The sequence below is a fragment of the Candidatus Amarolinea dominans genome (assembly GCF_016704685.1).
GTDB lineage: Bacteria > Chloroflexota > Anaerolineae > SSC4 > Amarolineaceae > Amarolinea > Amarolinea dominans.
Map to the genome: position 1 here is coordinate 60,928 of NZ_JADIZS010000022.1, position 24,508 is coordinate 85,435.

26 protein-coding genes are annotated in these 24,508 nt (G+C 62.5%); 23 read left to right on the forward strand and 3 right to left on the reverse strand.

Features of this window, described 5'->3' with window-relative positions:
- Positions 1-164 precede the first annotated feature (164 nt).
- The 7 genes from IPF85_RS15585 to IPF85_RS15615 all read left to right on the forward strand — a co-directional run bounded on the left by IPF85_RS15585 (position 165) and on the right by IPF85_RS15615 (position 10,465).
- The gene (locus IPF85_RS15585) at positions 165-2,120 is read left to right on the forward strand and encodes an APC family permease (protein WP_343408998.1); all 1,956 of its coding nucleotides are present in this window, start codon (positions 165-167) and stop codon (positions 2,118-2,120) included.
- A gap of 150 nt (positions 2,121-2,270) precedes the next feature.
- Positions 2,271-2,363: a K(+)-transporting ATPase subunit F gene (gene kdpF / locus IPF85_RS15590; RefSeq protein WP_343408999.1), complete on the forward strand. Its 93-nt coding sequence runs from the start codon at positions 2,271-2,273 to the stop codon at positions 2,361-2,363.
- Positions 2,360-4,105 (forward strand): potassium-transporting ATPase subunit KdpA, encoded by a 1,746-nt coding sequence (gene kdpA / locus IPF85_RS15595; protein ID WP_343409000.1) that lies wholly within the window; start codon positions 2,360-2,362, stop codon positions 4,103-4,105. The genes kdpF and kdpA overlap by 4 nt, the downstream gene beginning before the upstream one ends.
- Before the next feature lie 16 nt (positions 4,106-4,121).
- Complete coding sequence (kdpB, locus tag IPF85_RS15600; RefSeq protein ID WP_343409001.1) at positions 4,122-6,263, forward strand: potassium-transporting ATPase subunit KdpB; 2,142 nt, start codon at positions 4,122-4,124, stop codon at positions 6,261-6,263.
- 66 nt (positions 6,264-6,329) lie between these two features.
- Positions 6,330-6,902, forward strand: a complete 573-nt coding sequence (gene kdpC / locus IPF85_RS15605; RefSeq protein ID WP_343409080.1) for a potassium-transporting ATPase subunit KdpC — start codon at positions 6,330-6,332, stop codon at positions 6,900-6,902.
- Between the two features lie 164 nt (positions 6,903-7,066).
- Positions 7,067-9,766 carry a sensor histidine kinase KdpD gene (locus tag IPF85_RS15610; RefSeq protein ID WP_343409002.1) on the forward strand — a complete coding sequence of 900 codons (2,700 nt, stop codon included), beginning with the start codon at positions 7,067-7,069 and terminating at the stop codon, positions 9,764-9,766.
- Between the two features lie 6 nt (positions 9,767-9,772).
- Complete coding sequence (locus tag IPF85_RS15615; protein ID WP_343409003.1) at positions 9,773-10,465, forward strand: response regulator transcription factor; 693 nt, start codon at positions 9,773-9,775, stop codon at positions 10,463-10,465.
- A 196-nt stretch (positions 10,466-10,661) separates the two neighbouring features.
- Here IPF85_RS15615 and IPF85_RS15620 read toward each other — a convergent pair whose 3' ends face one another.
- Positions 10,662-11,498, reverse strand: coding sequence for a class I SAM-dependent methyltransferase (locus IPF85_RS15620; RefSeq protein WP_343409004.1), 837 nt, complete (start codon positions 11,496-11,498; stop codon positions 10,662-10,664).
- On the opposite strand from IPF85_RS15620, the gene IPF85_RS15625 reads away from it, so the two are divergent.
- Entirely contained in the window at positions 11,497-12,399 is a 903-nt protein-coding gene (locus tag IPF85_RS15625) for a M23 family metallopeptidase (protein WP_343409005.1), read from the forward strand. The two genes, IPF85_RS15620 and IPF85_RS15625, sit on opposite strands and share 2 nt — an antisense overlap.
- A gap of 177 nt (positions 12,400-12,576) precedes the next feature.
- On the opposite strand, the gene IPF85_RS15630 is transcribed toward IPF85_RS15625, so the two are convergent.
- Together IPF85_RS15630 and IPF85_RS15635 are read right to left on the reverse strand one after the other, a co-directional pair.
- A complete protein-coding gene (locus tag IPF85_RS15630) occupies positions 12,577-15,003 on the reverse strand; it encodes a penicillin acylase family protein (protein ID WP_343409006.1) in 2,427 nt (808 codons plus the stop codon).
- 50 nt (positions 15,004-15,053) lie between these two features.
- Positions 15,054-15,281 (reverse strand): hypothetical protein, encoded by a 228-nt coding sequence (locus tag IPF85_RS15635; RefSeq protein ID WP_343409007.1) that lies wholly within the window; start codon positions 15,279-15,281, stop codon positions 15,054-15,056.
- A 719-nt stretch (positions 15,282-16,000) separates the two neighbouring features.
- On the opposite strand from IPF85_RS15635, the gene IPF85_RS15640 reads away from it, so the two are divergent.
- The 15 genes from IPF85_RS15640 (at position 16,001) to IPF85_RS15710 (ending at position 24,413) form a co-directional block, all read left to right on the forward strand.
- Positions 16,001-17,110 carry an NAD-dependent epimerase/dehydratase family protein gene (locus IPF85_RS15640; RefSeq protein ID WP_343409008.1) on the forward strand — a complete coding sequence of 370 codons (1,110 nt, stop codon included), beginning with the start codon at positions 16,001-16,003 and terminating at the stop codon, positions 17,108-17,110.
- Positions 17,111-17,129: 19 nt separating this feature from the next.
- Complete coding sequence (locus IPF85_RS15645; RefSeq protein ID WP_343409009.1) at positions 17,130-18,119, forward strand: Gfo/Idh/MocA family oxidoreductase; 990 nt, start codon at positions 17,130-17,132, stop codon at positions 18,117-18,119.
- A 181-nt stretch (positions 18,120-18,300) separates the two neighbouring features.
- The gene (locus tag IPF85_RS15650) at positions 18,301-18,933 is read left to right on the forward strand and encodes a Uma2 family endonuclease (protein WP_343409081.1); all 633 of its coding nucleotides are present in this window, start codon (positions 18,301-18,303) and stop codon (positions 18,931-18,933) included.
- Between the two features lie 27 nt (positions 18,934-18,960).
- The gene (locus tag IPF85_RS15655) at positions 18,961-19,722 is read left to right on the forward strand and encodes a sulfite exporter TauE/SafE family protein (RefSeq protein ID WP_343409010.1); all 762 of its coding nucleotides are present in this window, start codon (positions 18,961-18,963) and stop codon (positions 19,720-19,722) included.
- A 453-nt stretch (positions 19,723-20,175) separates the two neighbouring features.
- Positions 20,176-20,523: a hypothetical protein gene (locus IPF85_RS15660; RefSeq protein WP_343409011.1), complete on the forward strand. Its 348-nt coding sequence runs from the start codon at positions 20,176-20,178 to the stop codon at positions 20,521-20,523.
- Positions 20,520-20,864 carry a hypothetical protein gene (locus IPF85_RS15665; RefSeq protein ID WP_343409012.1) on the forward strand — a complete coding sequence of 115 codons (345 nt, stop codon included), beginning with the start codon at positions 20,520-20,522 and terminating at the stop codon, positions 20,862-20,864. Before IPF85_RS15660 ends, IPF85_RS15665 begins: the two co-directional genes overlap by 4 nt.
- 342 nt (positions 20,865-21,206) lie before the next feature.
- Complete coding sequence (locus IPF85_RS15670; RefSeq protein WP_343409013.1) at positions 21,207-21,632, forward strand: HEPN domain-containing protein; 426 nt, start codon at positions 21,207-21,209, stop codon at positions 21,630-21,632.
- Complete coding sequence (locus IPF85_RS15675) at positions 21,596-21,910, forward strand: nucleotidyltransferase domain-containing protein (RefSeq protein WP_343409014.1); 315 nt, start codon at positions 21,596-21,598, stop codon at positions 21,908-21,910. Before IPF85_RS15670 ends, IPF85_RS15675 begins: the two co-directional genes overlap by 37 nt.
- A 119-nt stretch (positions 21,911-22,029) precedes the next feature.
- Complete coding sequence (locus tag IPF85_RS15680) at positions 22,030-22,194, forward strand: hypothetical protein (protein ID WP_343409015.1); 165 nt, start codon at positions 22,030-22,032, stop codon at positions 22,192-22,194.
- Positions 22,195-22,235: 41 nt separating this feature from the next.
- Positions 22,236-22,556 carry a hypothetical protein gene (locus IPF85_RS15685; protein ID WP_343409016.1) on the forward strand — a complete coding sequence of 107 codons (321 nt, stop codon included), beginning with the start codon at positions 22,236-22,238 and terminating at the stop codon, positions 22,554-22,556.
- Between the two features lie 22 nt (positions 22,557-22,578).
- The gene (locus IPF85_RS15690) at positions 22,579-22,959 is read left to right on the forward strand and encodes a type II toxin-antitoxin system PemK/MazF family toxin (RefSeq protein WP_343409082.1); all 381 of its coding nucleotides are present in this window, start codon (positions 22,579-22,581) and stop codon (positions 22,957-22,959) included.
- Positions 22,960-22,965: 6 nt separating this feature from the next.
- Positions 22,966-23,244, forward strand: coding sequence for a hypothetical protein (locus IPF85_RS15695; RefSeq protein ID WP_343409017.1), 279 nt, complete (start codon positions 22,966-22,968; stop codon positions 23,242-23,244).
- Positions 23,229-23,615, forward strand: coding sequence for a nucleotidyltransferase domain-containing protein (locus tag IPF85_RS15700; protein WP_343409018.1), 387 nt, complete (start codon positions 23,229-23,231; stop codon positions 23,613-23,615). Before IPF85_RS15695 ends, IPF85_RS15700 begins: the two co-directional genes overlap by 16 nt.
- Positions 23,612-24,115 carry an antitoxin gene (locus IPF85_RS15705; protein ID WP_343409019.1) on the forward strand — a complete coding sequence of 168 codons (504 nt, stop codon included), beginning with the start codon at positions 23,612-23,614 and terminating at the stop codon, positions 24,113-24,115. Before IPF85_RS15700 ends, IPF85_RS15705 begins: the two co-directional genes overlap by 4 nt.
- Positions 24,105-24,413: an NAD-dependent epimerase/dehydratase family protein gene (locus IPF85_RS15710; RefSeq protein WP_343409020.1), complete on the forward strand. Its 309-nt coding sequence runs from the start codon at positions 24,105-24,107 to the stop codon at positions 24,411-24,413. The genes IPF85_RS15705 and IPF85_RS15710 overlap by 11 nt, the downstream gene beginning before the upstream one ends.
- Positions 24,414-24,508 lie beyond the last annotated feature (95 nt).

A 24,508-nucleotide genomic window follows, 5' to 3' on the forward strand; every position in this document is an offset into this window, starting at 1 on the left:
CAACCTATCACGAATTGTAGCACAAGGGTTCACGTTACACCATCCGTGGGTTCAGTAATTCCAATTGACCTTTTCTTGACCTGTTCACCCTCTTTCTTGTCTCCTCTTTGACGCGCTCCTGAGTACACTGTTGTCATCTTCGACAAATCTCAGGATTTCTTTTTATGCTAGATAACCAACGACTTGATTCGAGTAAGGGCTACACCGTCATCGAGCGCACAGAAGCGCCCATCGCCCCGCAAAAGTCCATCTGGGTACGGCTTATCGGCCAACCCCTGCGTAGCATTGACCTGCCGCATCAGACGGTCGGGAAGCTCGTGGGGCTGGCGGTGTTCGCCTCCGACGCGCTTTCCTCCACCGCGTATGCCACCCAGGAGATTCTGATCATCCTGGCGGCGGCCGGTACGATGGCGCTCGGTTATGTCTTTCCCATCGCCATCGCCATCACCGCCCTGCTGGTAATCGTCACTGTGTCCTACGAGCAGACGATTCACGCGTACCCCGGCGGCGGCGGCGCCTACATCGTGGCGCGCGATAACCTGGGCGAATTACCCGCGCAGACCGCCGGCGCGGCCCTCCTCACCGACTACGTTTTGACCGTGGCGGTGTCCGTCTCATCTGGCGTCGCGCAAATTGCCTCTGCGTTTCCAGATCTGTTTCCCTATCGCGTACCGCTCGCAGTGGCCCTGGTCGCTGTTGTCATGTTGATCAATCTACGCGGGGTCAAGGAATCCGGTGCGACCTTCGCCTTGCCCACCTACTTCTTCATCGTGATGATGTTTGCCACGGTTGGCGTTGGCCTGTTCCGCGCCCTCTCTGGGACGCTGGGAACCGTGAGCAATCCCCCCCATGCGGTGCTGGAAACCGGTTTGGGCGTCGTGACCCCCTTCCTGCTCCTGCATGCCTTCTCCAGCGGCACGGCCGCGCTGACCGGCATCGAGGCGATCTCCAATGGCATCACGGCCTTCCGCGAGCCGCGCAGCCGCAACGCCGGCATCACCTTGATCTGGATGGCGGCCATCCTAGCCACGTTGTTCCTCGCCATCAGCTTCCTCTCGCGCGTCATGGCCGCCGTGCCCTCCGAGGAGGAGACAGTCATCTCGCAGCTGGCCCGGACCGTGTTCAATGGACAAGGCCCTCTCTACCTGGGCCTCATCGCCGCCACCACCCTGATCCTGGTCCTGGCCGCCAACACATCGTTTGCCGACTTCCCGCGGTTGGCTGCCCTTCACGCCGGCGACGGCTTCCTGCCCCGTCAGCTCACCTTGCGAGGCAGTCGGTTGGTTTACTCGTATGGCATCGTGGCCCTTGCACTGGTTGCGAGTCTGCTCATCATTGCGTTCAACGCCAGCGTCACCGCCCTGATCCCGCTCTACGCGATCGGCGTCTTCCTCTCCTTCACGCTGTCGCAGGTTGGCATGGCCCGGCGGTGGTGGAAAGCCGGCCATTTGTCTCCCGGTCAGGAGGTGAACGAGCCGGGGTCCGTGCTGCGCTACCAACCGGGCTGGCAGGTCAAGATGGTGATCAATGCCTTCGGCGCCTTTTGCACCGCCGTCGTCGTCATCGTCTTCGCCGTCACCAAATTCAGGGATGGCGCCTGGATCGTCATCTTCCTGACGCCCACCCTGGTCTTCATCTTTTTCCGCATCCATGCGCACTACAAGCGCCTGGCGAAGCAGCTTTCGCTGGAAAACTACCAACCGCGCGTGCCTTCGTTTCGTCACCGCGTCATCCTTCCCATCGGCGGTGTCCACCAGGGGACCCTTGAAGCGCTGCACTATGCCCGCATGCTGTCCCATGATTTGACCGCCGTCCATGTCTCCGTGGAGCCGACCGAAACCGAGCGCATCAAGGACAAATGGGCGACCTGGGGTGAAGGAATCCGCCTGGTGGTTCTCGATTCACCCTACCGCGTCATGTACGAACCGCTGCTCGCTTACATCGAAGAAGTGGCCAGCCGGCGCCAGCAGAACGAACGCATCACGATCGTCGTACCCCAGTTCGTACCGAAGCACTGGTGGCATAACCTGCTGCACATGCAGACTGCGACTTTCCTGCGATTTGCGCTGCTGTTCAAGAAGAACATCGTAGTGACCGACGTACCCTACCAGGTCGAGTAGCATAAGCCGCGCTGGGTGTGAATGGATGGTTGGGGTACATCATGGAGGTGTCTCGGTGAGCGATCTCGCGTTCGTGGGCCTTGCACTGGCTTTCTTCGCCGCCAGTTGGGCTTTCGTGTGGATGTGCGAATGGCTGAAGGGAGGTGACGCATGAGCCTGATGGTTGTGGCTGTCGGTCTGATCACGCTGTCGCTGTTGGTCTATCTGTTCGTGGCTCTGTTGAAACCGGAGAAATTCGGATGAGTACTTTGGATTGGCTCTTACCTGTTGTCTATCTGGTTGTCCTGCTGCTGCTCGTCAAGCCGCTGGGCGGGTTCATGGCGCGCGTGTATGGCGGTCAGCGGACCTTTCTTCACCCCGTGCTGGCGCCCGTCGAGCGCATCTCCTATCGCGCCGCGGCGGTGAACCCCGATGCCGAGATGACCTGGAAGACGTATGCCGTGGCGATGCTGGTCTTCAACCTGCTGGGTCTTCTGGTTGTCTATCTGCTGCAACGGCTCCAGGGTATCCTGCCGTTCAACCCGCAGGGACTCGCGGCGGTGTCGCCCGATTCATCCTTCAACACCGCGGTCAGCTTTGCTACCAACACCAACTGGCAGGGCTACGGCGGCGAAACGACGATGAGCTACCTCACGCAGATGCTGGCGCTGACCGTGCAGAACTTCGTCTCCGCGGCGACGGGCATGGCCGTGCTGATTGCTTTGGCTCGCGGGATTGCCCGTCATACGGCGCAGACGATCGGCAATTTCTGGGTTGATCTGACGCGTTCGACCCTCTACATCCTGCTGCCGCTCTCGATCCTGCTCGCCCTGGTGCTCGTTTCGCAGGGCGTGGTGCAAACCTTCAATCCCTATCAAAATGTGGCCTTGTTGCAGCCCGCGATAGACGCCAATGGCAATATGGTGACGGAACAGGTGCTCGCCGTCGGCCCGGCGGCTTCACAGATCGCCATCAAGCAACTGGGCACCAACGGCGGCGGCTTCTTCAACGTCAACTCGGCGCACCCGTTCGAGAATCCCACACCGCTGTCCAACTTCCTGGAGCTGTTAGCGATCCTGCTGATCCCAGCGGCGCTCTGCTACACCTTCGGCAAGATGGTGGGCGACACGCGCCAGGGCTGGGCCATCCTGGCGGCCATGACTCTCATCTTCGTCGTGCTGGTCGCGGTAGCTGTCTGGGCGGAACAGAGCGGCAACCCGGCGCTCGCTGCCTTGGGCGTTGACCAGGTGCAAAGTGCTGCCAACCCCGGCGGCAACATGGAAGGCAAGGAGGTGCGTTTCGGTGCTGCCAGTTCTGCGCTTTGGGCGACGGCCACAACAGCCGCGTCGAACGGCGCGGTCAACGCGATGCACGACTCCTTCATGCCGTTGGGCGGTCTTGTGGCGATGTGGCTGATGCAGTTAGGTGAGATCATCTACGGCGGCGTCGGCTCCGGGTTGTACGGAATGCTGGCGTTCGTCATCGTCGCGGTGTTCGTCGCCGGGTTGATGGTCGGCCGCACGCCGGAATACCTCGGCAAGAAAATTGAAGCCTACGAAATGAAAATGGCTTCGCTCATCCTCCTGATTCCGATCCTCGCGGCGAAGATAGGCACCGCAGTGGCAGTTCTGGCTCCTGGCGGCATTGCCACCATCTTCAACCCTGGGGCGCATGGTTTCAGCGAGGTGCTCTATGCCTTTTCGTCGGCGGCCGGTAATAACGGCAGCGCCTTCGCCGGCTTAGGCGCGAACACGCCGTTCTACAACACGGCGCTCGGCATCGTCATGCTGATCTCACGCTACTGGCTGGCGATCCCAGCCCTGGCGATTGCCGGCTCGCTCGTGAGCAAGAAGAAAGTTCCCGCGGGCGCGGGGACGTTGCCCACGCACACGCCGCTCTTCATCGCGTGGCTGATTGGCGTCATCGTGATCGTCGGCGCGCTTAGCTTCATCCCGGCGCTAGGACTTGGGCCGATTGTCGAGCATCTCATGGTCTTTGGCCGCTAGTAAGATAGGTATTGCAATGACTACCCAACTCAAGAAACAGACTCCCATGCGGCGTGAGCTGTACCAACGCGCCATCCTGGAGTCGTTTGTCAAACTGAATCCGCGCTTGATGGTGCGCAATCCCGTCATGTTCGTGGTGGAAGTGGGCAGCGTACTCACCACGCTCCTCTGGATACAGGCTCTGTTCGGCCGCGGGGAAGCGCCCGCAGCCTTCATCGGCGCCGTCGCGATCTGGCTGTGGTTCACCGTGCTGTTTGCCAACTTCGCCGAAGCCGTGGCCGAGGGGCGTGGCAAGGCCCAGGCCGAAGCGCTGCGCCGCACACGACATCAGACCCAGGCCAGGAAGCTGTCGCAGCCTGTTGATGCGATCCTCCGTGAGCTGCGGGCGGCCACGAACGGCGCGCTTGCGGAGCGTCCTTCCTATAAATGTGAATCTGTTTCCTCGGCCGCGCTGCACCGTGGCGATGGCGTCCTGGTCGAGGCCGGCGACACCGTCCCGGCCGACGGCGAGGTGATCGCCGGCATTGCGTCGGTGGACGAGAGCGCGATCACCGGTGAGAGCGCGCCCGTGATCCGTGAGGCCGGCGGCGACCGCAGCGCCGTCACGGGTGGGACGCGTCTGCTCTCAGACTGGCTCCTGGTGCGCGTCAGCGCTGACCCCGGCGAGGGCTTCCTCGACCGCATGATCAGCCTGGTGGAGGGCGCGAAGCGCCAGAAGACGCCGAACGAGATCGCCCTGAACATCCTGCTGGCCGGTTTCACGATCATCTTCCTGGTCGTGTGCGCAACCCTGCTGCCCTATTCGGTGTACAGCGTTAGCGCCGCCGGTCAGGGCACGCCGGTCACGATCACCGTGCTGATTGCCCTGCTGGTCTGCCTCATCCCGACTACCATCGGCGGCCTGCTCTCGGCCATCGGCATCGCCGGCATGGACCGCTTGATCCAGCGCAACGTGATTGCCATGTCGGGCCGCGCCGTGGAAGCAGCCGGCGATGTGGACGTGCTGCTGCTGGACAAAACGGGCACGATCACGCTCGGCAACCGCCAGGCGGTGGCGTTCATCCCGGTGAATCACACCGATCCGCGCGCCCTCGCCGAAGCGGCGCAGCTTTCCTCGCTGGCTGACGAGACGCCGGAGGGCCGCAGTATCGTCGTGCTGGCGAAGGAACAGTACGGCCTGCGCGGCCGCACCGTCGGCGCGGGACCCGAGGCGCCTGAGGGTATGCACTTCATCCCCTTCACGGCGCAGACGCGCATGAGCGGCGTGGATATGGATGGGACACACATTCGCAAGGGCGCGCCCGACGCCATGTTGACATACATCCTGGGTTTCGATCGGCCGGTGCCGCCCGACCTGAGACCCGCCGTGGACGAGATTGCACGCACTGGCGGCACGCCGCTCGTGGTGGCCCGCAATGGCGAGGCATTGGGTGTCATCCACCTGAAGGACATCGTCAAGGGCGGTATGAAGGAACGTTTCGCGCAACTACGGCGAATCGGTATCAAGACGATCATGATCACCGGCGACAACCCGCTGACGGCCGCCGCCATTGCCGCGGAAGCGGGCGTGGATGACTTCTTGGCGCAGGCGACGCCCGAAGCGAAACTCAAGCTGATACGCGAGTACCAGGCCGGCGGCCGGCTGGTGGCGATGACCGGCGACGGCACGAACGACGCGCCCGCGCTGGCCCAGGCCGACGTCGCGGTGGCGATGAATACCGGCACGCAGCCGGCGCGCGAGGCTGCCAACATGGTGGATCTGGACAGCAACCCGACCAAGCTGATCGAGATCGTGGAGATCGGCAAGCAGTTACTGATGACGCGCGGCGCGCTCACCACGTTCAGCATCGCCAACGACGTCTCCAAGTACTTCGCCATCATCCCGGCCGCGTTCGCTTCGACTTACCCGGCGTTGGCCGCGCTCAACTTCATGCGCCTTACGTCCCCGACCAGCGCCATCCTGTCGGCGGTGATCTTCAACGCCCTGATCATCATCGCGCTGATCCCGCTGGCGCTGCGCGGCGTGGCCTATCGGCCGGCGCCGGCCGCGCAACTGCTGCGCGACAACCTGTTGATTTACGGCGTGGGCGGGCTGGTTGCGCCGTTCGTCGGTATCAAGCTGATAGACATGTTTTTGGCATTTCTGAGGTTAGCATAGTAGAGACGTTGCATGCAACGTTTCTACTATGGCGCATTTGGCGCATCATGGAAGAGGTCCACAATGATGAAAACCCTGTTTCGGCCGGCGGCTGTGCTGCTGGCCTTGTGTACTCTCCTGACCGGCATCGTCTACCCGCTTGCGGTGACCGGCCTGGCCCAGGTGATATTCCCGTCTCAGGCCGACGGCAGCCTCATCTGGCAAGATGGTCGGATCGTCGGTTCGGCGCAGATCGGCCAGTCGTTCGATGATCCCAGGTATTTCTGGGGCCGCCCATCGGCAACGGCGCCGTTTCCCTACAACGCGGCGGCGTCATCCGGCTCCAACCTCGGGCCGAGCAACCCCATGCTGTTGGAAGCCGTTGACGCACGCATCGCCGCGCTGCGTGCTGCCGACCCAGGCAACATCCAGGCGGTTCCGGGCGATCTGGTGACCGCCTCCGCCAGCGGCCTCGATCCGCACATCAGCGTCGCGGCGGCGCTCTACCAGGCGCCGCGCGTGGCGCGGACGCGTGGCCTCACCGCCGAAGCTGTCGTGCAACTTGTGGCGCAGCACACCGAAGACCGCCAGTTGGGATTCCTGGGTGAGCCGCGCATCAACGTGCTGAAGTTGAACCTGGCGCTGGATGGGGTAGAATAGGCCCCAGACGTATCTTCTCGATAATCCGGGGTAGGGGCATGGCCTTGCGCCTGCCCGCGTGGGCGACCGCAAGGGTGCGCCCCTACAAATTGAGAAGATACCCCCAGACGATCAATCCGAGGCGAGAGACGGACGCCATCGTCAATCGCCCGCAGAGGACACCTGTGTCTGAAGAACACGTCCGCCCCAACCCTGACGATCTCCTGGCCCACGTACAGGCGGAGGAGGCGCGCCAGGCGCGCGGCAAGTTGAAGGTCTTTCTGGGCTACGCGGCCGGTGTCGGCAAGACATACGCCATGCTGGAAGCTGCGCACCAGCGTCTTGCCCAAGGCATAGATGTCGTGATCGGCTGCGTGGAGACCCACAACCGGCCGGAAACCGAGGCGCTGGTTGCCCGGCTCGAGGTCATCCCGCGGCTACAGGTTGCCTATCGCGGAGCCACACTACCCGAGATGGACGTGGAGGCTGTGTTGGCGCGGCGGCCCCAACTCGCGTTGGTGGACGAGTTGGCGCACACCAACGCGCCCGGCTCGAGCCATCCCAAACGTTACTTCGACATCCAGGACCTGCTGGCAGCCGGCATTGACGTTCATACCACGCTGAATGTCCAGCACCTGGAGAGCCTGAATGATGTGGTGGCGCAGATCACCGGCATTACGGTACGCGAAAAGGTGCCAGACAGCATCCTGGACGCGGCCAGCGAGATCGAGGTGGTAGACCTGCCGCCGCCGGAGCTTTTGCAGCGCCTGCAAGAGGGAAAAGTTTACGTACCCGAACAGGCCGCACGCGCGATCCAGCAGTTCTTTCGGATGGGCAACCTGACAGCCTTGCGCGAGCTGACCCTGCGCCGCACCGCGGCCCGAGTAGATGAGCAGATGCGCGCGTACATGCAGACCCGCGCGATCTCCGGCCCCTGGCCAGCGGGCGAACGGTTGCTGGTTTGTGTCAGTTCGCACCCCTTGGGCGAGCGGTTGGTGCGCGCCGCGCGGCGCCTGGCCGACGAATTGAAGGCCGAGTGGTTCGCTGTTCACGTGGAGACGCCGGGCAACGCACGCCAGCCGCAAACACGCGCAGAGCAGGTCACGCGCATCCTCCAGTTGACCGAAGAACTCGGCGGCAAGGCGTTCACCGTGCCAGGCCAGGACGTCGCAAATGCCATCCTGGATTATGCGCGGCGACACAACGTCACCAAAATCATCGTAGGCAAACCATTGCGCCCGCGCTGGATCGAGTACCTGCGTGGTTCCATCGTGGATCGCCTGATCGCGCAGAGCGGCAACATAGATATCTATATCATCAGCTCAGAAGTCGAGAACAAACCTTCGGCTGCATCTGCACCGTGGCGGCCGCATCGCCCCTGGCAGTGCTACGCGTGGAGCGCCGCGCTTGTCGGCGCGGTTACGCTGCTCGGCATACCGATCCATCGCGTGATTTCGCCGGTCAACCTGGTCATGCTCTACCTGGCTGCGGTGGTTATCGCTGCCATCTACCTGGGCCGCGGGCCGGCAATCCTGGCATCAGTGTTGGGGGTGTTGACGTTCGATTTCTTCCTGATCGAACCGCGGCTCACCCTGACCGTGGCCGATACGGAGTATATCTTCACCTTCATCGGACTGTTCGTCGTCGGCCTGGTCATCAGCTCGCTGGCGGCCCGCTCACGCGAGCAGGCCGAAGCGGCGCAGCGTCGCGAGCTGCAGGCCGTCGCGCTCTACGAACTCAGCCGTGATCTGGCTGCGGCCGGTGGGTTGGATGACATCCTGCAGGCGGTCATCCGCCACGTCGGTGAGACGTTCGGTCGCGAGGGCGTCATTCTGCTGCCCGTGGGTGATTCACTGCAGCCGCGCGCGTTCAGCCCAGGCCTGACGCTGAAAGAGAACGCGCTGACTGTCGCTTTATGGGCGTTCAAGCACGGACAACCGGCCGGCCGCGGGACCGATACCCTCCCGGCCGCCGAACTGCGTTGTATGCCCCTCAAGACCGTGCGTGGTGTGGTGGGTGTCTTGGGCGTGAAACCAACCGATCCAGGCTCATCCCTGGCGCCAGAGCAGCGGCGTTTGCTCGAAGCCTTTGCCAGCCAATCTGCCCTGGCCATCGAACGCGCCGAGCTGGCCGAACAAGCGCGGCAGGCCCGACTCTTGCGTGCTACCGAGGAGCTTCAGCAGGCCCTGTTGAACTCGATCTCGCACGATTTGCGCACACCGATGGTGTCCATCACCGGCGCTCTTACCAGCCTGGAGGAGGACGGCGCCAGGCTCGATGAGGCGACGCGGCACAGCCTGACGGTCATGGCGCGCGAGGAGGCCGAGCGCCTGAATCGCCTGGTGGGCAATTTGCTGGACATGACCCGGATCGAGGCCGGCGCGCTGAAAGCGGTGGAGGAGCCTTGCGACGTTCAAGAGGTGATCAGCGCCACCCTCGAGCGGCTGCAGGGAAGGCTGGCGAATCGGCCGGTGATCGTGGATGCGCCCCCGGTGCTGGCGCCGATGGATTTCGTCCTGATGGTCCAGGTGTTGGGCAACTTGCTGGACAATGCACTCAAATACTCGCCCGACAACACGCCCATCGAAGTGACGGTTCGTTCGACCGGCGGCGCGCTGGAGATCGCGGTCGCCGATCGCGGCGTTGGCGTGCCGCCAGAAGACCTGGAGCGAATCTTCGACAAGTTCTACCGCGTCCATCGCCCAGGGGAAGTAAGCGGCACGGGCCTGGGCCTGGCGATTTGCAAGGGCATCGTCGAGGCGCACCGCGGCCGTATCTGGGCGCAGAATCGGCCGGGCGGTGGAACGATCATCACCATGGCGCTGCCTTGCGAACAGAGCAGCAGCGGCAAGGGCAGTGGGAATGACGTTGGGAAGGAGGAATGAGGCAGAATGAGCGACGGTGGACCGCGCGTGTTGGTAGTGGATGACGAGCAGGCTATTCGCCGCTTTCTACGCGTTTCTCTGTCTGCGCACGACTACGTCGTCCTGGAAGCGTCCAACGGCCGCGAGGCCTTGTTGGCCGTGGCCGCGCACCATCCCGACCTGGTGATTCTCGACCTGGGCTTGCCCGACCTGGACGGCATCGAAGTCACGCAGCGGCTGCGCGAATGGACACAGACTCCCATCATCATCCTGACGGTGCAGGAGCAGGAAGCCGCCAAGATCGAGGCGCTGGATGCCGGGGCTGACGACTACGTCACCAAGCCGTTCGGTATGGGCGAACTGTTGGCGCGTATGCGGGCGGCGCTGCGTCGTGGAACGGCGCCGACAGGAGAACCGGTATTTACCGTTGGGCAACTGACCGTTGACTTGGGCCGACGGTTGGTCACTGTGGCCGGCGGCGAGGTGCAGTTGACTCCAAAGGAGTATGAGCTGCTGCGCATGTTGGTGACGCATGCGGGGAAGGTTCTGACGCATCGCCAACTGCTGCGCCAGGTGTGGGGGGTGGCCTATCAGACCGAGACGCATCTGCTACGCGTGAACATGAGCAACCTGCGGCACAAGCTGGAACCGGATGCTGCCCGGCCAAACTACATCCTCACCGAACCGGGCGTGGGCTATCGGCTGCGTGCGAATGAGTGAACGGGCCTGCAGCCTGGCATAGATGACCGTGCGCCGCCTGCTCAACCAGGCCAGCGGCCTGGGCCTGCCGCTGGCGTCGGTCAGTTCCACAGAAGCAGAAAGCGGGCGGCATCAGGCCTTGTGAGCGATGGTCACTTCCCACTCGGTCGCATCAGCGAAGGGCAGGCCGGCCCAGGCAGGAAAGGAATCGAAACGGTCAAAGCCGGCTGCCTGCAGGGCTGCGCAAGACAGCCGGGCGATAGGCCTGATCGCTGAGTCCGTAGGTCTGCAGCTCTCCTGTCTCCAGGTTGAACACATAGAAGCGCTCCAGGATCGCCTGCTGCGCCTCGTCCCAGGTGCGCTCGCCCAGGTGCAGATGCTCGAAATCGCCCCACAGGCCGCCGCGGCCTGTAAACCACCAGGCGCCGGGCTTCTTGTCAATGCCCTCATAGGCCAGCAGCTCCAGCGCCAGGCGACCGCCCGGCCGCAGGGCCGCGGCCGTGTGCTGCAAAAGCGCCGCGCCGCTGGCCGGCGGGAAAACCGAGAACTGGCCGTAGAGAAAAAGTGCGGCGTCGAAGGCTTGCCCGGCCAGGAGGGGCAGCGCGGTTTCCACATTGGCCAGGCGGTAGTCAATCTCCAGACCGGCCGCCTGCGCCTGCATCCGTGCAAATCGAATCGCGGCCGGGCTGAAGTCAATCCCCGTGACCCGGCAGCCGCGGCCGGCCAGGCGCTGACTGTACAGCCCCGGCCCGCAGGTGATGTCAAGCACACGCGCGCCCGGCGCCAGGTCAAGCCACGACCAGAGCGCGTCTACCTGCTGTTCGATCTCCTCCAGCCGGCGGCTGCCCGCGCCGTGACTCTGATCGAGATGCTCGGCCAACATGCGTTCGCTGAAAATCGGATCGTTCCAGGGCAGGTTGGCGCCGTCTTGCCAGGGTTGACCGGGCTGCGGGCGGTTGACCAGGAACTGCAGCCCGCGGCGCACCTGCTCGCCGAAGGCCTGCGGATCGGCCGCGCCGGGGATGAAATGGGACAGTGAGCGTTTTCTTTTCATGAAACCTTCATCTTATTCTCTCCCTCGGGGGCCGTCGGGCCCGGGCCGGCGGCGGCGGCGGCGGCGGGGGGGGGGGGCGCCGGGGGGGCGGGGGAGGGCCGGGCGGCGCCGGGCGGGGGGGGGGGGCCGCAATATCGAAAGCCTGGCCTGCGCCACCGCGCCCTATGCGCCGGACCCCTACAACTTTCGCGCCGGGCAGACCATCACCATCCCCGCGCTCAACACCATCTGCCACGAGGTCACAATGGGGGAGACCATTGACCATGTGGCGACCCTCTACGGCGTGACGGCCGACAGCATCGTGGAGATCACCTGGAACGCGCTGCGCCAGCCGCCCCACCTGCTGATGACAGGCCAGCACCTGCTGGTGTATCAGCGCGAGGGGGTGGAGCAGCCGCTGATTGCCCTGCCGCGGCGCAGTCTGCCGCGCTGGGACCTGTCCGCGCTGCCGTTCGATCCGGCCCATCCCCCGGATGGCACCCATGTCACGCCCGATGGCTTTTACTGGCAAGGCGTGTGGCCCTACGGCGATGGCAACTTCGCCTGGCCGCTGACCGGCGCCCGCATGACACAAGGTTTCGATCAGGCGCGTCACCGCGCCCTTGACCTGGCTGTGGCAGCCGGTACTGAGGTCACCGCGGCCGACAATGGCACCGTGGTGTTGGCCGGTTGGAACAGCCAGGGTTACGGCTACCGCGTGGTCATTGATCACAACAATGACTATGTCACCCTCTATGCTCACCTCAGCAATTACTACGTGCAGCCCGGCGATGTGGTGGAGAAAGGCGCGGTCATCGGCGCGGTCGGCTCCACCGGCAACTCCACCGGCCCGCATCTCCACTTCGAACTACGCGACTTTGGCCGCCTCGTAGACCCGGCAGGGTTTTTGCCCAGACGGTGAGGAAGTGCAGAGCGCAGAGTGCAGAGCGCAAAGTGCAGAGTGCAGAGCGCAAAGTGCAGAGTGCAGACGATGTACTTTTGTTGTTGCTGCTGTACTTTGTACTTTGTACTTTGTACTTTGTACTTTGTACTTTGTACTTTGTACTTTGTACTTTGTACTTTGTACTATGCTTTGTACTTACGGCTCCAGGATCAACTTTCGTTCCAATACCTCTTCCACCTGGGCGCGGCTCCAACTCAGCGGGTGATATTCGCCTTCGCGCCACGGTTCGATCTGGTCGCTGTAGTGCCGGTTGCCGGGTTGACCCGACTGGCCGACGTTGAGTACGCTCAGACTCTGATCGAAATTGTCGAGATCAATGATCTGCCGGTAGGCCGAAGCCACGGTGACGAAGCCGAGGGGCATCTTGAGCGGGAACGCGCTCTGGGCCACGGTGGCGCCATCGCCATCCACGGCAACCGGTCCGCGGCTGAAGAGCCAGCCCAGGCGCGTCTCGCCCAGCGGATGGCGGAAGACGGCCTGATGCAGGCGTCCCCACTGCCAGCGCCGCGGATTGTCGCCCACCGTCTCCAGCAGGGTTTTGACCGCCTGCGTCAGGGTTTCCTGCAACAGCTCATCGCGGGTGCGGGGATGGGCGCCATTCGCAAACCAATAGGCGTCCGGCTGTTCGAGCAGTTGCAGCAGACGGTGGCTGGCGCGGCCCAGGAAGGGGGTCAGCGGGAAGAGCGCACTGTGCGCCTGCCCCAGGTAGGCCGCGAACGCGGGGCCGAGTTTGTCGCCAAAGACTTTTTGCAGCAGATAGACGTGACAGAGGGCAAAGATGGCGGCGCCGGCGCTATCGCGATCGGCGCGGTAGTTCCATTCGACCAACAGGCGCAGCGCGGTGCGTTCCCACGGGTCGTCCGGGTTGAGCACGCTGAAGTAAGACACCATCTGCTGCGCGGGCAGCGAGAGCACGTCATTTTGCAGCACCTCGAAGTCGCGACGCGTGTGGCGCGGTTTGCTGCGCAAGACATCGGCAATGCGTCGGGCGCGAAAACCATCGGCCCATTCCAGCGTCAGGAAAAAGGGGTAGTCGTCCCCCACCAGCTTCTGATTGGCGCTGACCACGTATCCTGACGCCGGGTTGAGCGCCTGCGGCAGCGCATCGGCCGCCACCCAGCCGCTCCATTCGTGCGTGCCGGTCCAGCCTGGCGCGGGCGCCAGGCCCAAACCCTGGCTGCGCGCCGGAACCAGGCCCACCAGCAGCGAGGCGATGGCGCCCTCGCGGTCGGCGTAGACCACGTTCTGCACCGGAGTCGCCCATTGCTGCGCCGCGGCCTGAAAATCGGCCCGGGTCTGCGCCCGGTTCATGCCCAGCAGCGCATGCACAAAACCGCCCGCCTCATGCCCGCTCCAGCGCAGGGCCAGCGGAGGATAATCGCCCTCCGCGCCTGGCAGCAACCCATTGAGCAGCGGCCCGTGGCGGGTGCTGATGATCTCCAGCCTCTCCGGCTGCGCCTGCCCGCGCACGCGGATCGTTTCGATCAACACCTGCGCCTCTTCCCAACCCTCCTGGAAGCGAAACAGGCGGGGATCGGTCGGGTGGCGCTGTTCCACGAACAGGTCTTGCGTGTCCACCGGCGCGTTGGTCAGCCCCCAGGCCAGGGCGGCGTTGTGCCCGTGCAGGATGCCCGGCAGGCCCGGCAGGCTGGCGCCCGTCACGCGCAGGCCGTCGGCCGCGGTGACCTCCAGGTGATTTTCGTAGAGGGGACAGGGCATCTGCACTGCCAGGTGAGGGTCGCTGGCCAGTAACGGTTTGCCGGAGGCCGCGCGCCTGCCATCCACCGCCCAGGCATTGCTGCCCGCGCCAGGCTGACCACCGGCCCCGAACCAGGCGCGCATCTGATCGTACTGGCCGAGCAAGAGGCCGGCCACCTGCTGTAAGCCCTCGACGCCGGGCACGATGAGCGGGACGCCGGGCGCATGCTCCGGCTCCAGGTCCGCGGTGCGCTCTGGCCCCAGGCGGGCCAGCAGGGTTGTGCGCAGCAGTTCGCTCTCCCAGTTGCCGCTCAGGCTCCAGGCGAAGACGCGGGCGCAGGCCAGGCAATCGAGCGGCGTCCACGGCTCGGGGCTGAAGCGCAGCAGGGTGAACTCGGCCGGCGGCCGCGGGCCGAGGCGGGCGATGATGGCGTTGACGCCATCCGCGTAGCGCTGCAGCGCGGCCAGCGGCCGCGGCGGCAGCGCGGCCAGCTCACGGGCGGCGCTGCGCTGCAGGCCCACCGTGCGGCTGAGGCGATCTGCTTCCAGGCCCTGGCTGCCGAACAGTTCGGCCAGGCGCCCCTGGGCCACGCGGCGGCTCAGCTCCATCTGCCACAGGCGGTCCTGGGCATGAATCACGCCCTGGGCAAACCACAGATCGGCCTCGCTGCCGGCGTAGACGTGCGGGATGCCCCAGCGATCGCGCAGCACTTCCACCGTGGCCTGCAGGCCGGGCAGGCGCAGGCTGCCCTGGTGCTGCGCCAGGGGACGCAGCACCACCCAGGCGTAGACGATGACCAGGCCCAGGGCCAGGAGGCCGGCGATGATGAGCAAAATGAGTGTGATGAGGATGGCCGTAATCATGAAGAATCCGTTCGTGGGGGCCACGCGTGCGCCGCCCTTGTGAGATCGAGCTAGAGCTGGCTGGCGACGGCCTGCAGATTGGCCACGCGCTGGGCAAAGGCACGCGACTCCGCGTACCAGCGTTGGATGTACTGGAACAGATCGGGGTCAATGAAAATCTCGAGCTGCGACACGCCCTCTTGCGTCCAATAGCGCTCGATGGCTGCGTCAAGCGCGGTCGCATCGGCCGCCAGTTGGTTCAGCAGGGTCTTCAGGTCGCCCTGCGCGGGTAAACTCATGTGGATCTCCTCTGTGGTGGGCTGGCGGGGGACCGGCGAACGGGCTTATTATAAAACATCCGGCGAAGAACGGTCAACTCAGGCGCAACAGGAATTCCAAACGTGGCCGCACTTGCCCGATGGCGTGACTTGTGCTAAACTAAACAAGCGACTGAGGTGCGCTCTAAGATAGGCTCGATGACCTCGGGCCGATGATCAAGAACGTTTCGATGCTTGCAGCGTTATCATGTACGATTGCGTAGGCTTGCCCGCTCATGGCCAGCGCCTCCCGAGTCACCGAGATCGCGGTAGGATTTGCAGCAGTCCTCCGAAAGCCGGTATGAAACGTAACCAGGCCCCTGATGTTTGTCTGCTATGGCCCGCCTAATCCTGACCGTACACGATCGGTTGGCTCTGTCACACTTCAGAGCCGCCGCCTATCCGCTCATGGGGGACATGACACTGATCTGTCATTGCAGCTTCACGCCTGTATGTTCTCCCTCAAACCCCAACTGCCAGCATCGAAAGAACGTCTCTCTTTAGTCTTGGACTGACGCTAATAGAGGTTTTGGGTCGGTCTGCGGCCTGAAGCCGGCAAGCAGCGTGTTCGTTGCAGCCTTCGCTCCGACGCGTGATCATTCGTTCGTATCTGCTCAGGCCGCGGCGACCCGCGGGCCGGCGCTTGCAGTTGCACCTGGAGCACATGCCGCACGGGCGTCCACCTGCGCTGAGCCGTTACGTTGTCCTGTTCGTTTCACCAGGGGCCGCCAGCGCCCAGTGCCTGGCAGCCGGGCGGTGCATTGCCTTCGACCGCCAGTCAGGAGTCACCCATTTCTCAGAATCTTCCACTGCCGGCCCCGGTCATCGTCACGGGCTGCGCCGGTTTCATCGGCGCACGTGTTTGCCAACACCTGTTGGCGGCCGGTCAACCGGTGCTCGGTCTCGACAATCTGAACGACGCGTACGATCCGCGCCTCAAGACGTGGCGCCTGGCGCAGCTTGAGCATCAGCCGGGCTTTGTCTTTCAGCGCCTGGACATCGGCGACCGCCCCGCGCTGCGCAGCCTGCTGACCGCCAGCCAGCGCCAACCAGGCCCGGCCGGCGGGTTCGCGGCCATCATCAACCTGGCCGCGCGGGCCGGCGTGCGGCCCTCGGTGGACGATCCCTGGGCCTACCTGGAGACCAATGTCATCGGCGCGCTCAACCTGCTGGAGGCCTGCCGCGAGTTCGACATTCCCAAGTTCGTGCTCGCCTCCTCCTCCAGCCTGTATGGGCAAAGCACAGACCTGCCCTACCGCGAGGATCAGTCAACCGCCCGCCCGCTGTCGCCCTACGCGGCGTCCAAAAAGGCGGCCGAGGCGCTGTGCTACGCCTATCATCACCTGCACGGGCTGGACATCAGCGTGCTGCGCTATTTCACGGTCTACGGCCCGGCCGGACGGCCCGATATGGCGCCGCTGCGCTTCGTGCAGTGGATCAGCGAAGGCCGGCCGGTGACCATTTTCGGCGACGGGCAGCAGTCGCGTGACTTCACCTACGTGGATGATATTGCCCGCGGCACGCTCGCGGCCCTGCGCCCGCTCGGCTACCAGGTCATCAACCTCGGCTCCGACGCGCCGGTCATCCTGCTGGATGTCATTCGCCTGGTGGAGCGCCTGGTGCAGCGGCCGGCGCAGCTGATTTTCCGCCCGGCGCACGCGGCCGACGTGTCCGCCACCTGGGCCGACATCAGCCTGGCCCGGCGCCTCCTCGCCTGGCAGCCGCAAACCAGCCTGGAGCAAGGGTTCACGCAGTTGGCGGCCTGGTACCAGGCCAATCGCGCCTGGGCCAGCCAGATCATCACACAGTGAAGGGAAGAGAGAGGGAATCATGACCGTTGCGGTAATCGGCTGTGGGTATTGGGGCAGGAACCTGGTGCGCAATTTTCAGCAGCTCGGCGCGCTGGCCCTGGTGTGCGATGCTACTACAGCCGGGCGGGCCACTGCGGCCCAACTGGCGCCGGCCACTCCCATTGTGGCCGACGTGCAGGAGGTCTGGCAGGCGGACGTGCCGGCCGTGGTGATCGCGACGCCGGCCGAGACCCATTTCGACCTGGTGCGCCAGGCTCTGCTGGCCGGCAAGGACGTTCTGGTCGAAAAGCCGCTGGCATTGACCTATCGCCAGGGCGCGGAGTTGGTGCAGTTGGCCGCGCGGCAGGCCCGCATCCTGATGGTGGGGCACGTGCTGGAGTATCATCCGGCCATCGTGCGCCTGCAGGAGCTGGTGCGCAGCGGCGCCCTGGGCAAGGTGCGCTACGTCTACTCCAACCGCCTGAGCCTGGGCAAGGTGCGCCGCGAGGAGAACATCCTCTGGAGCTTTGCCCCGCACGATGTGGCGGTCATTCTGCGCCTGCTGGGCGAGCTGCCGTTCCAGGTGGTGGCCTGCGGCGGCAACTACGTGCAGCCGAACATCGCCGATGTCACCGTGACCAACCTGCTGTTCGACAACGGCGTGCGCGCTCACATCTTCGTTTCCTGGCTGCACCCGTTCAAAGAGCAGCGCCTGGTCATCGTGGGCAGCCAGAAGATGGCGAGTTTCGATGATGTCTCCAAGCAGTTGGTGCTCTACGATCAGCGCGTGGACATCGAAGCAGGCATGCCGGTGCCGGTCAAAGGCGAGGGCGAGGCGGTGCCGTTCAGCGACGCGGAGCCGCTGCGGCAGGAGTGCCTGGCCTTCCTGGAGAGCCTGCGCAGCCGCCAACCGCCGCTCACCGACGGCGTCAGCGGGCTGCGGGTGCTGAGCGTGCTGCAAGCCGCGCAGCGCTCCCTGGTGATGAACGGCGAGCCGGTGTCGTTGGCGATCGAGGGGGGAGTGCAGTAGGAACGACTCGCCCTATCAGCGTTCGAGGGTTGTGGGGAGGTGTATGATGGCGGGTTCACCAGCGACGATCGTGAAGGAAACATACCCCGAAGCGCTGCCGTCCCAGGCCGTAGGATATGCAAAGCGGCCGTACCGATGGCAAGGGGTCAGGCAAAGGCTCGGGCGTCAGACGCGCCCAAAGATAAGTTATGCTGAGTTTCTAGCCTGGATGGATGAAGATACCCTGGCCGAATGGGTAGATGGAGAGGTAGTGATGACCAGTCCGGCGTCGCAACGACATCAACTGCTGATCGGGTTCCTGGAAAAGGTGTTGGGGGTGTTTGTCGAACAACATCACCTGGGCCTGGTGCTGAGCGCTCCTTTCCAAATGAAAATGAAACAAGGCCGCGAACCGGACTTATTGTTTGTCGCCCAGGAACACCTGGACCGACTCCAGGAGACTTATCTGGACGGGCCGGCCGACTTGGTGGTGGAAGTTGTCTCGCCGGAAAGCCTGGCGCGAGATCGGGGGGCTAAGTTCGTGGAGTATGAGGCCGGCGGTGTGCCCGAGTACTGGCTGCTGGACCCGTTGCGGCGATGGGCCGAGTTTTATTGTCTGGGGGAGGATGGGCGGTATCGCGCTGCTTTTGCTGGAACGAAGGGCACGTATCACACAAAGGCTTTACCGGGCTGCTGGCTGCGTGTGGAGTGGCTGTGGCAGGAACCGTTGCCGGACGTGGCGCGCGTGACGTGGGAAATCATCGGGGTCGAGAAACTACGCCAGTTGCTGGCCGAGCTGGAAGGACAGGCAGCCGATCAGCAGCCGACACCCTGAATCTGTTCCGGTTCGGAGAACTTCATTATGGATATTCAGAATATCCCGATCTGGGCCTTCATCCTGGTTGGCTTCGTGGCCCAGATGATTGATGGCGCGTTGGGCATGGCGTACGGCGTCAGCTCCACCACCGTTCTCGTCAGCCTGGGAGTGCCGCAGAAGTTCGCCAGTGCGGCCGTCCATGCCTCCGAGGTGGTTACCACGGGCATCTCGGGCCTTTCGCACTGGCGCGCAGGCAACATTCACTTCGACCTGGCCAAAAACCTGCTGATCCCCGGTGTGTTGGGTGGTGTGATCGGCGCGTACCTCCTGTCGAACTTCGAAGGCGACATCATCAAGCCGTTCGTGGCGGTCTATCTGATCATCATGGGCTTGATCATCATCTTCCGGGCGTTTCGCAGCCTGGCCCCGCGCGAAGTGCGTTCCTGGCTGCTGCCGCTGGCGTTGGGCGGCGGGTTCATGGATGCAGTAGGCGGCGGCGGCTGGGGCCCCATCGTCACCTCCACGCTAGTGGCGCGCGGCAACATACCGCGCTTCACCGTAGGGTCCGTGAATGCCACGGAGTTCTTTGTCACCCTGGCGCAATCCATTACCTTTGTGATCGCGCTGGGCAGCGGTGAATTCATCAAGTATGGCACGGTCATCCTGGGATTGTTGATCGGCGGCGCCATCGCCGCCCCGCTGGCCGCGTTTGCGACCAAGCGGCTGCCGCACCGGCCGTTCATGCTGCTGGTGGGCTTGTTGATCGTGGTCCTGAACGTGCGCACTCTGATCCTGACGCTGCAATAGATCTATCATGAGTAATTATTCGTGGCGCCTCCCTGGCCTCCGGTCGCGGAGCAACCGCCGGAGCTGGCCGTCGAGATCGCCTGACGCAGCGCCAGGAGCACGAATCCGAACACTTCGTGAAAATCAGTGAAATTCGTGGCAAAAAGACCTGATCTCTGCCACGAATTACACCAATTACCACGAATCCGAACACTTCGTGAAAATTAGTGAAATTCGTGGCAAAAAAACCTGTTCGTGGCAGGCATAGCGCATGAACCCTGACTGGCCCAACAGCCACACCTTCTGGCGCGACCAACGCGTCACCGTCACCGGCCGCCGCCGGCTTTCTCGGCTCGTTTGTCGTCGAGAAGCTCCAGGCGCGCAACGCGGCCGAGATCTTCGTCCCGCGCATCGAGGACTATGCCCTCCGCGACCTGGCCGTGATCGCGGGAGATCTTGAAGAGGAGGATCGGAATGAGTGCGAGTTTGACCGTTGTTATGGAGCCTTTGATTCGACGCAAGATATTCACGACCGAGGAGCAAGCCATCCGGGAGTTGCTGCGGGATTACATCCTGCGCCAGATCGCCATGTTGCAGCGGGAAGCGACGCGTTTTGAGCGCAAGTACGGTATGCACTTTGAGCGATTTGGCGAGTATCTGCACGAACGCTCGGTTCTTCTAGAAATGAGCCAGCTTCCTTCCCAACAGCATCAGGCCCTGGGGCAGGCCATCATGCAAGAAGAAGATGACTGGCTGGATTGGAAGGTCGCTCGGGAGATGCTGGAGAGTTGGCTGGGCCTGCGGCAAGAGACGGTGTCGTGACGTCTCTGCCAGCTATCCTGGGCACTTTGAATGCCATCTTGCAGGCAGACCCTTTGTGCAAACGGGTGGCTAACGTAGAGACCAAGGAATTTGCACCCGACCAATTCCTCTTGAAAATTCGTGCCGAATTGACGGGTAAGACCAGCCTGCAGGTGCGCGTGTATTACAACCGGGGTCATGTAGACTATGCCTATCAGCTTTTCGCCGAAATTCCCTTGCTCCGCACGGATTGTTCGATCCTGGTGATGGCTCAAAGGTTGGGGATACCGCACGTCTTCGCCTTCGATGAGCACATTCATCAGATGTCAGGGTTGGGGATCACCCCTGTACCTGGCGCATAGACACTTGCGGGCACGGATCCACGGAGAACCCGGATGCACGGGCACAAAGCGGAACGCGGCATGATTTGATTGGCGAGAACTCGTGTCATTCGTGGCAAACGGAATCTCCGCCACGAATTGCACGAATTACCACGAATCGAAACCCTTCGTGAAAATTAGTGAAATTCGTGGCAAAAACACTCAATCTCCGCCACGAATCACACCAACTACCACGAATCAAAAACACTTCGTGAAAATTAGTGTAATTCGTGGCAAGAAAACCCCAATCTCTGCCACGAATGCCACGAATTACCGCGAATCAAAACACTTCGTGAAAAATCTAAACGAGGCGAGCTTTGGGATATGTCAACAAAATCAGATGCTGAATTGGATATTGCTAAGGTTGTCGCTTTCTGGATGACGGAGGCTGAAGAAGCTCTGGAAGTAGCTGATCATTTGATAGCCAAGGCCGACTACTCGTACGCACTCTTTTTCGGCCATCTGGCTGTCGAAAAGGCGCTGAAGGCGCAGTATGTCTTCAGGCAACAACAGCATGCACCACCTCTTCACAATCTTCTGCGTCTCGCCCGCGCCGCAGAACTGGACATTGATGAGGAGACTTCGGAGAAACTGACCACGGTGACTGCCTTCAATTTGGAAGCCAGGTATCCCGATTTCAAACGTTCTTTTCGTCAAGCCTGTACGCCCGAATACACGGCGCAGCAGATGAGCGTGATCAAGGAGTTGATGCGATGGCTGAGATCTCAGTTGCCGTCCAGCACAGCGTAGGAGAATTTCTCGCTGCAGTTCGTGAGCAGCACCGCATCACTGCGGCCTATCTCTACGGGTCAGAGGCCCGTGGGCAGGCTGGCCCATGGAGCGATATTGATGTAGCGATCATCTCGCCCGATTTTGGTGATGATCTGTTTGTGGCACAACTTGCCCTGATGAAACTTGCCGCCAAGATGGATGACCGTATCGAACCGCGCGCTTTCAGCCCGGAGAACTTCAACATCAATAACCCATTGGCTTGCGTGATTCAGGACACGGGTGTTCGGATCGTCTGAACAGCGAATCCAGCACGCATCCGGAGTACGAGTCGTACAGTAGACCCCGCCACGAATCAAAACACTTCGTGAAAATTAGTGAAATTCGTGGCAAAAACCATTCGTGGCAGGCACATCGCATGAACCCTGACTGGCCCGACAGCACCACCTTCTGGCGCAACAAACGCGTGACCGTCACCGGCGGCGCCGGCTTCCTCGGCTCCTTTGTGGTGGACAAGCTGCGAGAGCGATGGGCTGCAGACATCTTCGCGCCCCGCAAACGGGAGTACGACTTGGCGCAGTAGGACGCGGCGCCTGCCCTGTTGGAAAAGTGGAGGTATTTTCTATGTCCAGAGTCATTGAAATGGTACTGCCTGACCAACTGGTGACCGATGTACAACCAATGTTGGTTCAGGGTGGGATGAATCTGAAGGACTACATCCTGGAGGCGGTGACATGGTACACGCGCTACCTGCGTCAAGAGCCGAGACGACCCTTTGGCTTTGCTCAGGGCATGCCTGGGATGGTCAGTTGGACAGACGATAACGCCGGTGAGCAAGCGTTGCTTCTGCGGCAAATTCACGAGGAGTTGGCCCCCTACAGTATGGAGGCCCTGCAAGCGGCTCTGGGTGAAGAGGAGGAAGAGTGGGAGGCGTTCCTTGCCTGATCCGAAGTTGCGTCGGGGCGCTGTGTACTTGCTGCGTGGGTACACGTTCCCGCATGAGAGAGATTCGGAAGGCGTGGCCAAAGCGCGTCCAGTGCTGATCCTACAGGACGATGTGGAGAATGGGAATCCACGCTATCCGTTTGTGATCGTTGTGCCCCTGACAAGTCGCAAGGTAGATGCTATCTATGCAGAGGATGTGTTGTTGCCGAAGGGCACAGCCAATTTGCCAGAGACATCCAAGGCGCTGTTGGGGTTGATCTTCACAGTCAGCAAAGAGGCGTTGATACGCTGGATTGGTCAGGTAGATGAGGATCACCTGGCTCAGGTCGACGCTGTACTACAGCGTTTGTTAGGGCTTTCTCATCGAAGTGAAGGGAGAGGCAGCCCGGTGAGTAGAGGTTGAACAACGATGAGCAATGATTGGCCCAACAACGCCACCTTCTGGCAAGACAAACGCGTCACCGTGACCGGTGGGGCTGGCTTCCTCGGCTCCTTCGTGGTGGAGAAGCTGCGGGAGCGAGGCGCGGCCCCCCTGCCCCCCAATTCTGGGGGAGACCTGGTGCAGCGCGAGGCGGCGCTGGCCCTGCTGCACGATGCCCGGCCTGACCTGATCACCGGCCTGGCTATTCTTAGCCTAATGAGATCACGCCAGACAGCACGAGAACGATTATCATGCCTACCGCTCTAGAACTTACACGAGAGGGCTGGAAGCCTTATCTGGAAGCACCCAGACGTCCGCCCTCTCCGCCCAAACCAACAGCAGAAGAACGGCGAACGCGAGAACGGCTGGTAACGACTGCGCGCCAGGCCGCAGCATTGCTCAAGCGCCGCTTTGCCGTGCGTCGTGTGATACTCTTTGGCTCCCTGGCAGACAGCGACTGGTTCTCCGTTGACTCGGATGTTGATATGGCGGTCGAAGGGTTAGCCCCTGGTGATTACTGGGAAGCCTGGCGACTGGTGGAAGGCGTGATTGGAGAGCGTCCGGTTGACCTGGTTGAGATTGAATTGACCGGGGAGTCGTTGCGACGTATGATCGAGCGCGAAGGGATAGAGCTGTGACGTCACCCTATCAACTGCTGGCCGAGCGGATTCAGGGTGAGGTCTTGGAGCTAGATCGGGTGGTGCAACGCTCGCTGACAGGCTGGGCCAGATCTCGACAAATGCCCGAAGAGGATATGTACTTGGACGGGGTAGCCTTGAATCTGCACAGCTTTTACTCAGGGATAGAGCGGCTGTTCGAACTGGTAGCGCAACGGATTGATCACAACCTTCCCACGGGGCAGACCTGGCATCGAGACCTGATTGAACTGATGGCGCAGGATGTCTCAGGTGTACGCCCTGCGGTAGTCGGCAAGCAAAGGGTTCGTGCGCTCGACGAATTTCGCCGCTTTCGCCACCTGGTGCGTAACGTCTACACGATGAATCTGGTTCCTGAAAAGATGAGCGGTCTATTGATGAGCCTCGATGAAGAATGGCAGCTACTCCGTGCTGAACTGCTGGCCTTCGCGGACTTTCTGGAAGGCCTGGCGCGGGTGGGTGAGGATCAGGATGAGCGTTAAATACGCCCGACCCGCAGCCGCCCATGTCGAACCTGCAACCCCATCCTGGCCCAACAACGCCACCTTCTGGCGCAACCAACGCGTGACCGTGACCGGCGGGGCTGGCTTCCTCGGCTCCTTCGTGGTGGACAAGCTGCGTGCGCACGGCGCGGCCCCCCTGCCCCCCAATTCTGGGGGAGACCTGGTGCAGCGCGAGGCGGCGCTGACCCTGCTGCACGATGCCCGGCCTGACCTGATCATCCACCTGGCGGCCAGGGTAGCGGTTCGGGTTCGAGGATGGGCTGCGGCGGACGATTGAGTGATATTTGACAGTGAGCAAGATCAATGGTTAATTGCGGAGTGGGAAGTAACGCATGAAGTTCGCCCACTTAGCCTGTTTTCGACACACCAATG

Bases quoted from the DNA above. Each gene is read 5' to 3' on its own strand.
- IPF85_RS15585 (WP_343408998.1), top strand. From the start codon at position 165: ATGCTAGATAACCAACGACTTGATTCGAGTAAGGGCTACACCGTCATC.
- kdpF (WP_343408999.1), top strand. From the start codon at position 2,271: ATGAGCCTGATGGTTGTGGCTGTCGGTCTGATCACGCTGTCGCTGTTG.
- kdpA (WP_343409000.1), top strand. From the start codon at position 2,360: ATGAGTACTTTGGATTGGCTCTTACCTGTTGTCTATCTGGTTGTCCTG.
- kdpB (WP_343409001.1), top strand. From the start codon at position 4,122: ATGACTACCCAACTCAAGAAACAGACTCCCATGCGGCGTGAGCTGTAC.
- kdpC (WP_343409080.1), top strand. From the start codon at position 6,330: ATGAAAACCCTGTTTCGGCCGGCGGCTGTGCTGCTGGCCTTGTGTACT.
- IPF85_RS15615 (WP_343409003.1), top strand. From the start codon at position 9,773: ATGAGCGACGGTGGACCGCGCGTGTTGGTAGTGGATGACGAGCAGGCT.
- IPF85_RS15625 (WP_343409005.1), top strand. From the start codon at position 11,497: ATGAAACCTTCATCTTATTCTCTCCCTCGGGGGCCGTCGGGCCCGGGC.
- IPF85_RS15620 (WP_343409004.1), bottom strand. From the start codon at position 11,498: ATGAAAAGAAAACGCTCACTGTCCCATTTCATCCCCGGCGCGGCCGAT.
- IPF85_RS15630 (WP_343409006.1), bottom strand. From the start codon at position 15,003: ATGATTACGGCCATCCTCATCACACTCATTTTGCTCATCATCGCCGGC.
- IPF85_RS15635 (WP_343409007.1), bottom strand. From the start codon at position 15,281: ATGAGTTTACCCGCGCAGGGCGACCTGAAGACCCTGCTGAACCAACTG.
- IPF85_RS15645 (WP_343409009.1), top strand. From the start codon at position 17,130: ATGACCGTTGCGGTAATCGGCTGTGGGTATTGGGGCAGGAACCTGGTG.
- IPF85_RS15655 (WP_343409010.1), top strand. From the start codon at position 18,961: ATGGATATTCAGAATATCCCGATCTGGGCCTTCATCCTGGTTGGCTTC.
- IPF85_RS15660 (WP_343409011.1), top strand. From the start codon at position 20,176: ATGAGTGCGAGTTTGACCGTTGTTATGGAGCCTTTGATTCGACGCAAG.
- IPF85_RS15670 (WP_343409013.1), top strand. From the start codon at position 21,207: ATGTCAACAAAATCAGATGCTGAATTGGATATTGCTAAGGTTGTCGCT.
- IPF85_RS15675 (WP_343409014.1), top strand. From the start codon at position 21,596: ATGGCTGAGATCTCAGTTGCCGTCCAGCACAGCGTAGGAGAATTTCTC.
- IPF85_RS15680 (WP_343409015.1), top strand. From the start codon at position 22,030: ATGAACCCTGACTGGCCCGACAGCACCACCTTCTGGCGCAACAAACGC.
- IPF85_RS15685 (WP_343409016.1), top strand. From the start codon at position 22,236: ATGTCCAGAGTCATTGAAATGGTACTGCCTGACCAACTGGTGACCGAT.
- IPF85_RS15695 (WP_343409017.1), top strand. From the start codon at position 22,966: ATGAGCAATGATTGGCCCAACAACGCCACCTTCTGGCAAGACAAACGC.
- IPF85_RS15700 (WP_343409018.1), top strand. From the start codon at position 23,229: ATGCCTACCGCTCTAGAACTTACACGAGAGGGCTGGAAGCCTTATCTG.
- IPF85_RS15710 (WP_343409020.1), top strand. From the start codon at position 24,105: ATGAGCGTTAAATACGCCCGACCCGCAGCCGCCCATGTCGAACCTGCA.